Origin of the sequence: Microbacterium sp. NPDC097977 (genome assembly GCF_040302605.1) — a bacterium.
In the GTDB taxonomy this organism is placed as follows: domain Bacteria; phylum Actinomycetota; class Actinomycetes; order Actinomycetales; family Microbacteriaceae; genus Microbacterium.
In genome coordinates this window covers 1-15,209 of the sequence record NZ_JBEOUR010000076.1, presented here as the reverse complement: position 1 = coordinate 15,209, position 15,209 = coordinate 1, and the positions used below count along the sequence as shown (strand labels likewise).

At 70.0% G+C, this 15,209-nt stretch carries 9 protein-coding genes and 1 pseudogene; 5 read left to right on the top strand and 5 right to left on the bottom strand.

Features of this window, described 5'->3' with window-relative positions; all coding sequences use genetic code 11:
* Window positions 1-708: pseudogene (locus ABTZ43_RS14480) on the bottom strand (alpha-mannosidase); the annotation flags it as partial.
* A 168-nt stretch (window positions 709-876) separates the two neighbouring features.
* On the opposite strand from ABTZ43_RS14480, the gene ABTZ43_RS14475 reads away from it, so the two are divergent.
* Complete coding sequence (locus ABTZ43_RS14475) at window positions 877-1,905, top strand: LacI family DNA-binding transcriptional regulator (protein WP_350539326.1); 1,029 nt, start codon at window positions 877-879, stop codon at window positions 1,903-1,905.
* A gap of 62 nt (window positions 1,906-1,967) precedes the next feature.
* On the opposite strand, the gene ABTZ43_RS14470 is transcribed toward ABTZ43_RS14475, so the two are convergent.
* The gene (locus tag ABTZ43_RS14470; RefSeq protein ID WP_350539325.1) at window positions 1,968-3,275 is read right to left on the bottom strand and encodes a glycoside hydrolase 5 family protein; all 1,308 of its coding nucleotides are present in this window, start codon (window positions 3,273-3,275) and stop codon (window positions 1,968-1,970) included.
* Between the two features lie 212 nt (window positions 3,276-3,487).
* Here ABTZ43_RS14470 and ABTZ43_RS14465 point away from each other — a divergent pair, with 212 nt between their 5' ends.
* Genes ABTZ43_RS14465 through ABTZ43_RS14450 form a run of 4 tightly spaced genes read left to right on the top strand, consistent with a single transcriptional unit; the run spans window position 3,488 to window position 9,893 of the window.
* Complete coding sequence (locus ABTZ43_RS14465) at window positions 3,488-4,789, top strand: ABC transporter substrate-binding protein (protein ID WP_350539324.1); 1,302 nt, start codon at window positions 3,488-3,490, stop codon at window positions 4,787-4,789.
* A 42-nt stretch (window positions 4,790-4,831) separates the two neighbouring features.
* A complete protein-coding gene (locus ABTZ43_RS14460; RefSeq protein ID WP_056419250.1) occupies window positions 4,832-5,719 on the top strand; it encodes a carbohydrate ABC transporter permease in 888 nt (295 codons plus the stop codon).
* Entirely contained in the window at window positions 5,716-6,651 is a 936-nt protein-coding gene (locus ABTZ43_RS14455) for a carbohydrate ABC transporter permease (protein WP_350539323.1), read from the top strand. Before ABTZ43_RS14460 ends, ABTZ43_RS14455 begins: the two co-directional genes overlap by 4 nt.
* On the top strand, window positions 6,648-9,893 hold the full coding sequence (locus ABTZ43_RS14450; protein ID WP_350539322.1) for a glycoside hydrolase domain-containing protein: 3,246 nt from the start codon (window positions 6,648-6,650) through the stop codon (window positions 9,891-9,893). Before ABTZ43_RS14455 ends, ABTZ43_RS14450 begins: the two co-directional genes overlap by 4 nt.
* Window positions 9,894-9,966: 73 nt before the next feature.
* Here the strand turns inward: ABTZ43_RS14450 and ABTZ43_RS14445 are convergent, their stop codons facing one another.
* From ABTZ43_RS14445 to ABTZ43_RS14435, 3 genes are all read right to left on the bottom strand, one after another.
* A complete protein-coding gene (locus ABTZ43_RS14445; protein ID WP_350539321.1) occupies window positions 9,967-11,601 on the bottom strand; it encodes a fucose isomerase in 1,635 nt (544 codons plus the stop codon).
* Complete coding sequence (locus ABTZ43_RS14440; RefSeq protein ID WP_350539320.1) at window positions 11,598-14,255, bottom strand: GH116 family glycosyl hydrolase; 2,658 nt, start codon at window positions 14,253-14,255, stop codon at window positions 11,598-11,600. Before ABTZ43_RS14440 ends, ABTZ43_RS14445 begins: the two co-directional genes overlap by 4 nt.
* 162 nt (window positions 14,256-14,417) lie before the next feature.
* Window positions 14,418-15,209 (bottom strand): substrate-binding domain-containing protein (locus tag ABTZ43_RS14435; protein WP_350539319.1); only part of this gene is annotated, 792 nt, incomplete at its 5' end.

Here is a 15,209-nt window from a genome sequence, read left to right as displayed (position 1 = left end):
GGCATCGGATGCGGTCTCGGCGATGCGCTGCAGATCCAGCACGTCGAGCGCGTCATCCATCGCCTGGAGGATGCGCATGCGGCGGGGCGACGTCGCCGGCAGCTCGGCCTGCAGCTCGAACAGCACCTCGAGATCGAGGCACAGCTCGAACACCTCGGTCTCGAAGACGGCGAGGTCGAGGCGCCGCAGTCGATACAGCGGCTCCGGCGAGGAGGTGCGGATGTCGCCCTCCTGCGTGGGCAGGAAGGGATGGTAGTCGAGGAGCACGGGGTTCGCGGCCGCCTCCAGATACAGCTCGACGGGCTCGTCGCCCTGCGCGGTCTGCGCGATGGGGATCCACTGGTTCCGCGGGTTGATGCTCTTCACCGGCGACCCGTCGGGGCGGTAGGCGAGCGCCTCGCACTGGAAGCCCGGCATGTTGATGTCGAACCCGAGGTCGATCACGGCCTCGACCCGGCGACCGGCCCAGTCGGAGGGCACCCGCCCGGAGAGCCGGAACCAGGTGGTCGACCACGCCGGTCCCCACATGCTCGGAACCGACGTCCCGGCGAACTCGAGCGCGAGCCCCTCGGCGGGGCTGATCGGCTCACCGGGCAGCTCGACACTCTCGACCGTTAGGGGCACGGATGCGGAGTGGATGGCCGGGCGGATGCGCTCTGCGAGGACGCGCGAGACGCGACCGACGGTGAGCGAGGTGTCGTCATGCATGGTGGGTGTTCTCCGGGCTCGACGGTGAGTGGGGGGGCTCGATGCGCGCCCGATCAGGGGCGGCTGCCGTCCATGCTATCCGATTTACTAAAGCGATCTAGTGCTGATCGCCCCGGACATCCGTCATCGCCTTCCTGGGGGCTAAACCGATCAAGTAGTGTGAGGCGCATGGCTCTGGGCAAACGCGTCACGATCGCCGACATCGCGCGCATGGCGGGGGTCTCTCCCGGCGCCGTGTCGTTCGCGCTGAACGGACGGCCCGGGGTGAGCGACGAGACGCGCCAGCGCATCCTCTCGATCGTCGAGGAGAACCACTGGCAGCCGAGCTCGGCCGCCAGGGCGCTCGTGGGCGCGAGGGCGAACACGGTCGGCTTCGCCCTGGCCCGCCCGGCCCGCTCGCTCGGGTCCGAGGCGTTCTTCACGGACCTGATCGCCGGCATCGAATCGCGACTGTCGCAGAGCAAGGTCAGCCTGCAGCTGCGCCTCGTCGGCGACATCGGCGAGGAGATGGAGGTGCATCGCCAGTGGCGGTCGTCGAACCAGGTCGACGGCATCATCCTCATCGACCCTCGCGACGACGATCCGCGCAGCGACAGGATCGCCGCCCTCGACGCGCGCGCGGTGCTGATCGGCTCGAAGCCGTCTCCCGAGGGAGCCGTGCCCAGCGTCTGGATCGCGGACGACGAGGTGGCCGACACCCTGTTCTCCTACCTCGCCGCCCTCGGGCACACCCGGATCACGTATGTCGCCGGCCCCGCCGATCTCGAGCACACCCGACTGCGCGCAGAGGTGCTCGAGCGGATGTCCGCCGACGGCATCGCCGGAGAGGTGATCACCACCGACTTCTCGCCGACGCGCGCCTCGGCCGTCACCCGCACCCTGCTCTCCGGGCGGCAGCGTCCGACCGCGATCGTCTACGACAACGACGTGATGGCGGTCGCAGGCCTCCGGGTGGCGCAGGAGATGGGGCGGGTCGTTCCGCGGGACGTCTCGCTGGCGTCTTTCGACGACTCGGTGATCGCCGGGCTGATCAACCCCTCCATCACGGCGATGACCCGCGACACCTTCGAGCTCGGCGAACAGGCCGCCACCCTGCTGCTGCAGCAGATCGAGGCGGGCACGACGCTGCCAAGCACGCAGGGACCGACCCCGACCCTCAGCGCCCGAGAGAGCACCGCCCCGCCGGCCACGGCCTGAGCTCGACGCGCTTTGTGCGCGAGCGGTCCGCGAATCTGTGCGCGAGCGATGCGCGATCCGCGTCAGCCGACGACGGTATTGACGGAGCCGTAGGGGTCGACGGCATCGCCCGACAGATCGGGGCGGATGAGGGTGCGGATGCCGCGCGACGCGAGTGCCGCGGGATCGAGGGCTGCCAGCGAGGTGACGAAGGCGGGATCGACGCCGCGCGCGCAGGCATCCACCCATGCCTGGAAGACGGCACCGCCGGGGCTGAGCGCCGCGCGACTGACCGGCACCTCGTGCGGGTCGACCTCGACCACGATCGCCGTGTCGCGCACGGGTGCCGCGGCACGCGCCCGCAGCTCCGGGATCAGCTCGGCGAATCGGCGTCCGATCGGCTTGGCCGCGCCGCTCTGATCGATCAGGCCGAGGGAGTACTCCAGCTCGGGGAAGTCCCCCAGCTCCCGGCTCACATCGTGCGAGCACCACCACGTCACGCCCCAGAGGTTCTCGGTACGCACCGCGGAGCGCAGCGTGGCCTCGAGGAACCCCGGCATCTCGCTCTCGTCGAGGCAGTTCGAGGGAGCGCCGACCTCCTGCAGCCAGATCGGCCGCTGCCGGTCGGTGGCGAAGGCGCGGGACAGCTCGATCAGGTACTCGGCGTGACGATCGGAGGCGACGGATCGACCGCCGTAGCGCTGGGCGGTGCCGTTGAAGATCCAGGAGTGGATCGTCGTCATCTCTCCCAGCCGCGAGGCGTGCGCGGGGGTGAAACCGTGCCCGTCCATGTACCAGACCGCGTCGTACTCGCTGTGCACGTGGCCGACACCCGGCGCAGCATCCTCGGCGGCGGAGAGCAGCGTCTCGATCCAGGCGCCGGCCTCGTCGGTCGTGACCGGCCACGGCGAGGGGTGCGTGTGCGCCGAGAACTGGTTGACCTCGTTGCCGAGCGTCAGCCCCAGGAAGTTCGGCGCCTCGCGCAGAGCGCCGGCGAGAGTACGCACGAGTGCGACCTGTCCGTCGAGCGCGGTCGGGTCGGTGAACATGTTGCGGTCGTGCCAGGTGAACAGCCACGACGGCACGAAGTCGAAGCTCGACAGATGCCCCTGGATCACGTCGACGCTCGCGTCCAGGCCGAACTCCGCGGCGATGTCGACCATCGCGCGTACATCGTCGACGGCCTTCTCACGGATCAGGGTGCGGTTGGGCTGCAGAACCGTCCACAGCGGGAAGACGCGGACGTGGTCGAGTCCGAGTTCCGCCAGGGCGGCGAAGTCGCGACGCACGTCGTCGGGGGTGAAGTCGAGCCAGGAATGCATCCAGTCCTTCGACGGCGTGTAATTCGCCCCGAATCTCAGGGGAGCATCGAGAGCGCGGCGCTGCGTCATGTGTCCGGACCTTTCCGACGGAGCCCTCCGACGAGGACATGTTGCACCACTATAACGCTTGAGCAACATACCGGCACGAGGTTCTCCGCGCCGCCGGTGTTCGTCGGAGCCACCGCCTTGACAGGGCGGTCATCCGGTGGTTTCATCTGCTAAAGCGCTGCAGTCCGTGACCTCGGACCTGCGGCCATCGCCCGCCTCGAGGAAGAAGCACGATGAAAGTTCCCGCACGCATTGTCGCTCTGGCAACATTCACGATCGGCGCCATGGCTCTCGCCGGCTGCACCGGAGGAGGTGCCCCCACCGGCGCCTCCGGTCCCATCGACACGTCCGGCGAGCTGAGCGGGACGATCCAGTTCCAGACCTGGTCACTGAAGAACGAGAAGTTCACGCCCTACTTCGAGGACCTCATCGACGCGTTCGAGAAGGAGCACCCCGATGTCACGGTCGAGTGGCTCGACCAGCCGGGCGACGGCTACCAGGAGAAGATCCTCAGCCAGGCGAACGCCGACACTCTTCCCGACGTGCTCAACCTGCCGCCGGACATCGCGTATCCGCTCGTCGCCGCCGGCAAGCTGGTCGACCTGGAGACGGCCGACCCTGAGCTGAGATCCTCGTACAACACCGGCGCCTGGGAGGCCTACAGCCAGTACCCCGGGATGGAGGGCACCTACGGCCTGCCGTGGTACCTGTCCAGCGACGCGTCGTGGTGGAACCTCGCCCAGCTCGCGCCCTTCGGCGTGACCGAGGCGAACCTGCCCACCACGGTCGACGAGCTCCTCACCCTCGCCGAGAAGGTCGCCGCTGAGTCCGGCGGCAAGGTGCAGCTGCTGTCGTCGATCCCCGCTCTCGACACCTTCACCTCCGCAGGCATGGAGGTCATCGACGATGACGGCGAGTTCGACTTCAACACCGACGAGGCCGCCGCGATCATCCAGAAGTTCGCCGACGCGTACGCGGCAGGAGCGATGCCCGCCGAAGCCCTCACCGGCGACTACGGAGGAAACGCCGAGGCGTACATCCAGGAGAAGGTCGCCTTCACCACCGGAGGCACCGGCTTCACCACCGACCTCGCGAAGGACGCTCCGGCGCTGCTGGAGAACACCGTCGCCACCCAGCGCCTCGGCATCGCGCCGCTGTACGTGCAGGGATTGAACGTGTCGGCCGACTCCGACAACAAGGAGGCCGCCCTCGCGTTCGCCGAGTTCGCGACCAGCGAGGAGAACCAGATCGCGTTCTCGTCGTTGGCCGTCGGCACCGCCCCCGGCACCTCTGCCGGCGGCGACGACGTGGTCGCGAACATCTCGTCGTCGATCACCGATGAGAAGCAGCTCGCCGCGATCGACACGGTGTTCGCCGCGATGCAGGATGCCAAGGCGATCCCGTTCCAGTGGACCTCCGACATGGCCACCTACATGACGCAGCAGATCGCCCTCGCGGTCAACGGCGAGGCCGACCCGAAGGACCAGCTCGACAAGATCGTCGAGTACGCCAACGCGAACCGGGTGGATCAGTAAGCCATGAGCGCGGACACCGCCATCCGGACCCGTCGGACGAGCATGCGATCGCACAGGTGGTTCACCCCCTGGCTCCTCCTCGGCCCCGCCGTCGTCTGGGTGCTGGTGTTCGCGCTCTGGCCGTTCCTCAACACCGTCTTCCTGAGCTTCACCGACGCCAAGCCCCTGCGCGCCCCCGCGTTCGTCGGCGGGGCGAACTACGAGCGGATGTTCGCCGACGAGATGTTCTGGAACGCGCTCACCACGTGCATCATCTACGTGGTGGTGTGCGTGCCGCTGCTCACGATCCTCCCGCTGCTGCTGGCCATGCTCGTGCAGAAGAAGCTGCCGGGCATCGCGTTCTTCCGCACCACGTTCTACTTCCCCGTCATCGCCTCCGTCGTCGTGGTGGCGCTGATCTGGACGTGGCTGTTCGACAGCCGCGGGATCATCAACCAGACGCTGGAGTTCCTCGGCGTCATCGACCGTCCGATGGCCTTCCTGGTGGACCGGTGGCTGCTGCTCGGCTGCGCGATCCTGCTGACCGTCTGGAAGGGACTCGGCTACTACATGGTCGTGTACCTCGCCGCCCTCGGGAACGTCGGCAAGGAGCTGCACGAGGCCGCCATGCTCGACGGCGCGGGCGCGTTCCGCCGCTTCCTCTCGGTGACGATCCCCTCGGTGCGCGGCGCGATGCTCCTCATCGCGGTGCTCATCGCGGTGTCGGCCATGAGAGTCTTCGCCGAGCTCGACGTGCTCTCCAAGGGCACCGGCGGCCCCGGCGGGTACGACCTGTCGCTGGTGATGCTGATCCGCCAGGTCGGATCCGGGCTCAACGGCAACATCGGCTACGCCTCCGCGATCAGCGTCGCCCTCTTCCTGCTCACCCTGCTTCCGATGGCCGCGATCGCGTTCATGAACCGCGAGAAGAAGGCGAAGGTCTCCGCATGAGCACGCTCACCCCTCCCCGCCTCGACCCCGAGCGGCGCCCCGACGATCGGACGCCGCCCGCCACCCGTGAGCGCATCTTCCGCCGTCGCGGCTCCGGCGACTTCAGCACCCCGACGCTCGGCGGGCTGATCGGGCGCTACGCCCTGCTGTTTCTGGTGCTGGTGCTGGTGATCGGCCCGTTCGTCTGGCAGCTCTCGACCTCGTTCAAGGGACCCCAGGAGAACATCTACTCCTTTCCCCCTGACCTGATCCCGCGCGATCCGACCCTGCAGAACTACCTCACGGTCGCCGACGTCGTGCCCGTGTACCTCTACGCATGGCACTCGCTGCTGGTGTCGATCGGCACCGTCGTGAGCAACGTCGTGCTCGCCACCTTCGCCGGCTACGCCCTCGGATGCATGAAGTTCCGCGGCAAGTGGATCGTCATGGCCATCCTGCTCTCCACCCTGCTGTTCCCCGGCGAGGTCACCGTCACGAGCAACTTCCTCACGATCAGGGCGCTCGGCCTCGCCGACACCCTGTGGGGCGTCTTCCTGCCCGGCGCGATCGGCGCGATGAACGTCCTGCTCATCGCGACCGCCTGTCGGATGATCCCCAAGGACGTGCTGGATGCCGCGACCGTCGACGGCGCCACGACCTGGCAGCGCATCCGTCACATCGTGTGGCCGAACATCCGCGGCATGGTCTCGGTCGTCGCGATCTTCGCCTTCATCGGCGCCTGGGACGACTACCTCTGGCCGCTCATCGTGCTCTCCGACCCGTCGAAGTACACCCTCACGGTCGGCATGGCGTACCTCAACAGCAGCTTCTCGGTCGATCCCCGCCTGATCGCCGCGGGCACGATGATCGCGCTCGTGCCGATCATCATCATGTTCTCGTTCACGCAGCGCTTCTTCTTCCGTGGCGTGCAGGAGGGCGCGGTGAAGGGGTGAGCAGCGTGCGGCTGACGCCGGCCGACGGTCCGCTCGATCCTCCCTCGTCGCGACCGGGGGCGGGCGTGCTGCGCGGCCCGGTCTTCGCCTTCGCCGTCGATCCGTCGGCCGGCGCGCAGCGGATCGATGTGCCCGGCCTCGACGATGTTCCGGTCACCCCCGACACGGTGCTGCACTGGGCGTTCTACGCCGACGGCGACGCGGCGACGCTCGCCCCTCATGCGGCGCTGGCCGTGACGGTGGATGCGCGAGCGGTCGACGGGACGAGACTGAGCGACGTCGCCGCCGTGCGCGACCGGTACGACGTCCCCCTCACTCCGGAGGCGCAGTTCGCGGCGCGCTGGAGCATGCCCGAGCAGTGGAACGCCGACACGGTGAGCCTCGCTCCGATGCATGCGGATCCGACGCGCCGCACCTCGGTCGCCGTCGAGCTGGTGCTCGGCACCGGGTCACTGGCGGGCTCGAGCGGGCTCCCCGCACACGTCACGGGCTTCGTGCAGTGCGTCATCGCCGAGCAGCCCGCCATCGACGAGGCCCTCCCTCCGGTCGAGCGCGTCGACACGCGCCGCGGCAGCCACTCCGGACCCCGATTCTCGCGGGGGAACACCATCCCGGCGGTCGCCCTGCCGCACGGGTTCACGTTCGTCACCCCGGCCACCGACGCCTCCGACACCCGCTGGCCCTACCGACCCGGCATCCACGACGACCCGCCAGGACGGCGTCTCGAGGCCCTGCAGTTCTCGCACCAGCCGAGTCCGTGGATCGGCGACCGCTCGGTGCTGCAGCTGATGCCGTTCGACGGGCGGCCGACGTCCGAACGCGCGGCGCGCCGCCGGTGGATCACCCCCGGCACAGAGCGCGCACGCCCCCATGAGTACGCCGTCGAACTCGGAGGCGGGCTCCGGGCGGAGATGACCGCGACCTCGCACACCGCCGCATTCCGCGTGCACAGCACCGACACCGACACCGACACCGACGCGATCGTCGGGTTCGTGATCGATCAGCCCACCGACGAGGGACGTCTGGTGTGGACTGACGACGGCTTCGCCGGCTGGACGCCGGAGGGGCCCGAGGACTGGGGCAACGCTCCCCGCTGCTATTTCGCCGGCACCGTGCGGCGACGCGAGGGGGACGATGCGGCTGATCTGCACGGCGCTCTCGACGACGACGGCAGGGCCCGGGTCGCCGGGTACGTCGGCGGACACGGTTCCCTCGAGGTGCGCGTGGCGGTGTCGTTCCTCTCGGTGGAGCAGGCCAGACGCAGCCTCGACCTCGAGGCACCCGCAGACGTCGCCTACGACGAGCTTCGGGCGACCGCCGCCGCGTCGTGGAACCGTGTGCTGGGGCGCGTCACGATCCCGCCCCTGCCCGCGGCGCACGCTCCCCATCGCCGACTGGCCCACGAGGAGAACCGCGACCGCCTCGCCGCCGCTCTGCACCGGATGCATCTGTACCCGAACACCGCCGCCGAGAACACCGGAACGGCGGATGCGCCCGCCTGGCGGTTCGCCGACGTGTTCGCCGCGCGGGAGCCGTTCGGCGAGCGCGAGACGAGCGCGCCGATCGTCGACGGCGAACTCGTCGTGAACAACGGCTACTGGGACACCTATCGCACCGAATGGCCTGCGCTGGCTCTGCTCGATCCCGCGCTGACCGGCCGGCTGCTCGACGGCCAGCTCGCGCAGTACCGGCGGGGAGGCTGGATGGCGCGTTGGAGCGCTCCGGCATACGTCGACAGCATGGTGGGCACGTCGAGCGACCAGATCTTCGCGGACGCCGCGCGCTGGGGCGTCGATTTCGATCGGCGCGAGGCGTTCGAGAGCGGCTGGCGCAACGCGTGCGAGCCCGGCCCCGACGCGCTGCGCGGCCGCAAGGGCATCGGGCGGGGCCGCTTCACCGGCTCCATCTCGTCGGACGTCCCCGAGGGCATGAGCTGGACGATCGAGAACGCGGTGAGCGACGCCGCCCTCGGCCGGTTCGCCGCGCAGCTCGCGTCCGACCCCCATGCCTCGCCGACGGATGCCGCGCGCTACCGCGCCTTCGCCCGCTACTTCGCGAACCGCGCACTGTCGTATCGCTCGCTGTTCGACGCCGCGACCCGGTTCTTCCGCGGCCGCGATGACCGCGGATCGTTCTCGTCCGAGCCCTTCGATCCCCGCGTCTGGGGCGGCGACAACGTCGAGACGAACGCCTGGGGGATGTCGGTCGGAGCCGTGCACGACGGGGCGGGCCTCGCCGCACTCCACGGCGGCCCGGCGGACTTCGGCCGTCACCTCGACGCCCTGTTCGCCGAACCGGAGACCGCGGACGAGCGGTTCGGCGGCTCCTACGGCGCCGTGATCCATGAGCAGCGGGAGGCCAGGGCGCTGCGGGCGGGGATGTGCGCGATCTCGAATCAGCCCGCCCACCACATCCCGTTCATGTACGCGTACAGCGACCGCCCGTGGCGCGCGGCAGCGATCGTGCACGACCTCGCCGGCCGATTGTTTGCGGGCGCCCACATCGGCCAGGGATTCCCCGGCGACGAAGACAACGGCGAGATGAGCGCGTGGTGGCTCTGGGCGGCGCTCGGGCTCTATCCGCTCGAACTCGCCTCGGGAGTCCTGCGCATCGGCTCGCCCCTGCTCGACGACGTGCGCGTCGACCGCGGGAGCGGATCGACGCTGCGCATCCGCTCCCACCGCCGCTCGCCGCGCGCGCATGTGCTGCACGAGGCGCGCCTGAACGGCATCCCGCTCACGACAGCCGAGCTGCCCGTCGATGCCCTCGTCGGCGACGCGGTGCTCGACCTCGTCTTCGGCGACTCCTCGGACGACAGGCTCGAAGAGGCTGCGAAGACGGATGCTGCGCCGTGGCGCCCCGACCTGACGGCGAGCGACGGCGCGACGATCGCGTCCGAGGGCGTCCGCCACGCGGAGCGCGTCGTCGACGACGGCGAACCCGCCGGCGCCGGCGGCATCGTCCTGCGGCCGGGCGAATGGATCGGCTGGCGATTCGGCGAGGCTCGAGCGGTCAGCGACGTCTCGGTCACGATGGTGTCCGCGGCATCCTCGACCGCTCTCGTGTGGGAGACGGAGACGACGAGCGGCTGGGAGCCGGTCGCCGTCACCGCCGACACCGAACTCCCGGCCGACCGCACGACGCCGTTCACCCTCGCCGCACGCACGATGACCTCGGCCCTCCGCGTGCGGGCGAAGGCCGAGGTCACCGTGCGACAGCTCGAGCTCTTCGATCTGGACTGAGCTCTCGGTCCGGCCGGGCTCCCGGTCCGGGATCACTGCGGGGAGTGCACGGTGGCCTCGCCCGTGATCCGTGTCAGAGGTTCACGTCTCCGACCAGGTTGACCTTGATGCCCATGCCGGCGAACATCGCCGCCTTCGCCACGAGCGCCCGGTCGGCGGTCTCGGCGTCGGGGGCGTACACGGTCTGCGCGTGGTTGGCCTTGTGGCGGGCCATGAACTGGTCGCGTGAGACGCCGTGCAGCACGACGTGGGCGATCGGCCACTCCGGGTTGGTGGCGTCCTTGCGCCGCTGCGTCTCCTCCGCCGGCAGCTCGACGACCGATGCGCGGAAGATGTCGGCCTGCAGGATGCCGTCGGCGATGAACACCCTCGACAGCACGATCTCCCCCGGCTTCGAGACGCCGTTGATCGTGGCGCCGCCCGCGGGGAAGAACACATGGCCCTGGCGCCATCCCTCGGCGTTCTGCCATCCGCCCAAGTGCGAGGCGGGCACCGAGCCCGAGATCTCGTACACCCAGACGAACTGCCCGTCGAAGTCCTCGCCCCAGCGCACGTCGTGCAGCGTGTTGTCGGGCACCAGTCCCATGGCCCGCCAGACGCGGTCGGTGACGAGCGCATCGACCGCGACGCCCTCGTCCGCCTCGTTGAAGTGCGGGAACGCGCGCCCCTCGTGCAGTACGCGCGAGCCGTCGCGGGAGGTCACGGGCGGACGCTCGGTGGAGTTGAGGATGCCTTCGGCGAGATCGGATGCCGGCACCAGATCCTTCAGGCCCTGCTGGTACTGGATGCCGACCGCGTCGAGCCCGAAGTCGTCGGCGATGCGGAGCGCGGCGATGTACATCTTCAGCTGCCACTGCACCTGCTCGCGGGTGAGCTCGGTCGCGGCGTCCTCGCCGTAGATGAACGTCATGCCCGCGTCGATCAGCCAGTCGTAGGCGGCATCCGCCTCGTCCTCGGTGACGTTCAGCATCTCGGCGTACAGGGCCGACTGCGACAGGCGCTCCTTGTAGATGCCGGTGCTGTTCAGCAGCTCGTCGTCGAAGATCGCGTTGTACATGCCCATGCAGCCCTCGTCGAACACGCCGATGATGGCCTTCTCCGCGAGGAGCTCGGCGGCGAGCGCCTCCCCGAGCTGCTTCTCGGGGCTGTCGGGGAGCTCGGGCAGCGGGCGCACGTGCGAGGCGTCGTGCGTGATCGCCCCGGTCTCGGTCCACTCCCTGATGCCGTCGCGGAACCAGTCGTCGGTGAAGTCGACCGACCAGATCGTCGCGTACGGCGTGCCCATCTTCGTCAGTCCGGCGTTGAGCCCGAGCAGGCCGACGAGACCCGGCCAGTCCCCCGCGAAGTTCGCGACCGTGAGGATCGGCCCCTTGTGCGTGCGCAGCCCCGCGAGCACGTGGTGCGAGTACTGCCACACCGCCTCGGCGACGATGAGAGGAGCGTCCGTCGGGATGTTCCTGAAGACCTCGAGCCCCATTCGCTGGCTCGAGATGAAGCCGTGACCGGTCTCGGGGTCGACGTCGTTGGCGCGGATGACGGTCCATCCGAGCTCTTCGAAGACGCCGGTGACGCCGGCTTCGAGCTCGACCTGCACGGGCCAGCCGCCGGTGTTGGCCGCCTCGCGCAGGTCGCCGGAGGCGATCAGGTACGCGGTCGCAGGCGCGGATGCGGGTCGGGATGCCGGTGCCGGCAGGGTGTAGGTGGTCATGATGCCTCTCCGCTGATGGTGCTGGTCGTGATGGTGCTACTGGTCGTGGTGCTACTGGTCGTGATGCCGCTATCGGTCGTGGCGCTGGTCGCGCCGGTCGATCGAACGGTCGGGGCGGGGTCGAGGGGGAACGCCTGCGTCTCCCCCGCTCGGAGTCGGATGCCGCGGGCGAGGCCGCGGTCGCGCAGTCGCAGGTCGGCCACCTCGAGCGTGCCGCCGTCGAGATGCAGAGTGAGCGTCTCATCGTCGACCTCGACCCGCCCCCATCCGGTGCCCGTGGTGAACAGGCTGCGGAAGCGTCCTGCGCTCGCCGGGGCGAACGAGAGCGTGCCGCTCGGGGCGTCCCACTGTGCGCCGCTCGCGCCGAGCAGCAGCGCCCAGGAGGCGAGCGATCGCGCATAGTGGTTGCCGCACTCGATCTCGTTCCAGGGGCTGCGATGCGCGCCGTCGTAGCGTGCGCGCAGCGCGTGTTCGATGCGCAGCGCGTCATCGACGCGTCCGGCGAACAGGAGCGAGGCCGCGACCTGGTGCTCCACCCCCGTCCACACCTCGTCGGAGTACACGAACGGGATGACGGGCCGACCGCCCCGCGGCCACGAGGCGAGCAGGAGTCCGCCCTCATCGTTCAGGGCGTAGACGCGCTGCGTGCTCTCGTGGGCGGAGAGATCGTCGCGGAAGTTGTGCGCGACGATCGCGGCGAGCGCCGAGTCCACCCGCTCCGGGGGCAGGATGCTCCCGAGTCCGTTCACGTACGCATGGAACTGCCCGAGCAGCTGGTCGGACAGCACGCCGTCGCCGTACTGGTAGCGGTGGGAGTCGGGGTCGGCGATGACCTGACGGTAGTACTCGCCGTTCCAGAGCGTCTCGTCCATCGCCGCGGCGACATGGTCCGCGCGCGCGTCCCACCCCGCCGCGCGCTCCTCCTCGCCGAGGTGACGGGCCATCCGGGCCCCCGCGCGCAACGCGGCGAGGTACACGCCGTTGGCGAGAGGTTCGGCGCCGTGGAACTCGATGTCGTAGGTGTTGTGCATCTCGCCGTCGAGCAGCCCGTCGCCGTCGCGGTCCCATTCGCGGATCGCGTAGTCGAGGGTGCGTGCGGCCGCGGGCCACAGCTCGCGGAGGAAGGCATCGTCGCCGCTGAACCTCCACTCGCGGTGCAGACGCAGGAGCGTTCCCAGCTGCCCGTCGACGGCCGGACCCATGAACCACGACGGGCCCCCGAACACCCGGTTGCCGCGGAACTTCTGGGCGCCGGCCGCGTCGGTCTCGAGCAGGTACTCCGCCCGGCGCGCACTGCGCTCGAGCGACGGGAACAGCCAGGCGAGCGTCTGCGCGTACGACCAGACGTGCGTGCAGGTGCCCTCGCAGGATCCGCCGTGATCGAACGATCCCTCCCACGCCGCGAACACCGGGCCGTCGCCCAGGTCGGGGTGGGGGGACTCCAGCACGAATCCGGTGGTCGATCGCGCCGCGGCGATGTTCGCACCGATCGCGTCGGCGAGCACGGGGTCGAGGGTGCCGCCGTAGAGCGCCTCGACGAAGGCATCCGTCGCGCCCTCCAACTCCTCGAGGTTCTCGTGCAGGTGCGTGGCCGCGGCCCAGGCATCCGGCCAGAGCGAGGCGTAGTGATTGCGCACGACGTCGTCGCCCGGCGGATCCGCGAACACGATGTGGCCGTGCCATCCGCGGCGACGATTCGGGAAGCCCCAGGAGAGCGCGAACTCGAAATCGCGGGTCTCACCCGGATCGAGCGTGTGCACGATGCCCAGCGATCCGGTGCGCAGGCGCGGCAGCTTCGCGAGCATCTCGGCCTCGGTCAGGGCCGGGGCGTCGGGATCGGCGTCGAGCTCGGCGAACAGCCCGCGCGGGCGATCCTCGAGGGTGAGGCGCGGCTCGACCCCGAGCTGTCCGTCGTCGGCGAGGTCGTCCCAGAACAGCCGCGCCCCGTCGGGCCAGTAGCTGGTGACCCACTGCGGTTTGACGGTCGTAGAGCGATCGGAGGTGGTGAGGCTGAGCGTGCCGTATCCGGGGTCGGATGCGGGAAGATCGATGCCGAAGTCGAGCCCGCGCACGGCCCCCTCGTCGCGCCAGCGCACGTTCTGGGTCGCACGCAGGCCCCACGGCGCATCCGGTCCGGGGACTCCCCGCCCTGCGGTGTGCGAGACGCTGCCGACGACCGTGACGGCGACGCGGCCGACGCCCGGGTTGGTGACGCGATACCGCAGCACCGCGGCGGGGAGGCCGGAGGCATCGGCGTCGAGAGGCACCAGAGGGGTGAAGGCATGCAGCGACACGTCGACCGGCAGCACCGCGTCCGTGAAGTCGACGTCGACGATCGGATACTCGCCGTGCAGGGTGGCCCCGTCGAGCCGCGGGAGCCCCGCCAGCTGATCGAACGCGTAGCCGGCGTCGGCGTCGTGACGCCCTGTGAAGCGCGCCTCCAGAACGCGGGTGACCGCGGGGCCGTCGTCCGGTGCGGCGTGGATCGCGAAGAACGAGTGCGGGTTGCGACGCCCCTTGTCCGGCAGGTTCTCGAGCTCCCAGTCGCGCAGCTCGCCGCGGGCGCCGATCGAGACGTTGCCGGTGCCGATGCCGCCGAGCGGGAAGGCGGTCGCCTGCGAGGTGTGCGGGATGCCGACGGCACGACGGGTCATGCGGGCGCTCCGGACTCGACCCATGGGGCCCCGGGGGTGCGGCGCATGGCGTCCTCCTTGAAACCGATGCTGATGATTCTGAAATCTCCCGCAACTGTACGCGAAATCGATTTCAAGACGCAAGGCGATGTGCGGACATCCCTGCATCGCCGTGGCGGAGGGTCAGGTCCTGACGGCGCTGGCGGGCTGGATCTCGTTGCGCAGCACCACCGTGCGCGAGGGCTGCGTGTCTCCGCCGATGCGGTCGAGCAGCATCCGCGCCGCCGTGACGCCCATGTGCCGAGCGGGCAGGCGGACCACCGTGACCGCGGTCGGAGAGAGTGTGGTGAAGGGCAGCGAGCCGATCACCGCGACGCCGACCTCCGGCGGGGTGAGCCCCCGCTCGGTCAGCACCTGGATCGCCCCGACGCCGATGAGGTTGTTGCCGGCGACCACGGCGTCCGGCGGGTCGGCGAGCGCGAGCAGCTCCTCCATCGCGGCGCGCCCGCCGTCGACCCGGAAGGTGGCGAAGCGTTCCAGCTCGTCGAGATCGAGCTCCGGATGCGCCGATCCCATGGCGGCGCGCCAGCCCGCGGCGCGCTCGGCGGCCGTGTCGATGTGCTCGGGGCCACCGATGTAGGCGATGCGTCGGTAACCGGCTCCGAGCAGGTCTTTCGCCGCCGATGCGCCCGCGGCGCGGTTGGCCATGACGACGCCGTCGACGTCGTAGGTCGTGCTGCGGTCGACCGCCACGACGGGGCGACCGGTCGCCAGGATGCTGTCGAGGTTCGAGGTCTCGTCGGCGGTCGCGATGATGATGCCGGACATGTGCTCGGCGATCGCGATCCGCAGGTACGTGGCCTCCTTCTCGACCTGGGCGTCGGAGTTGCACAGCACGACCGAGTACCCGGCCTCCGAGGCGACGTCCTCGACCCCGCGGGCCATCTCGGTGAAGTACGGATTCTCGATGTCCGG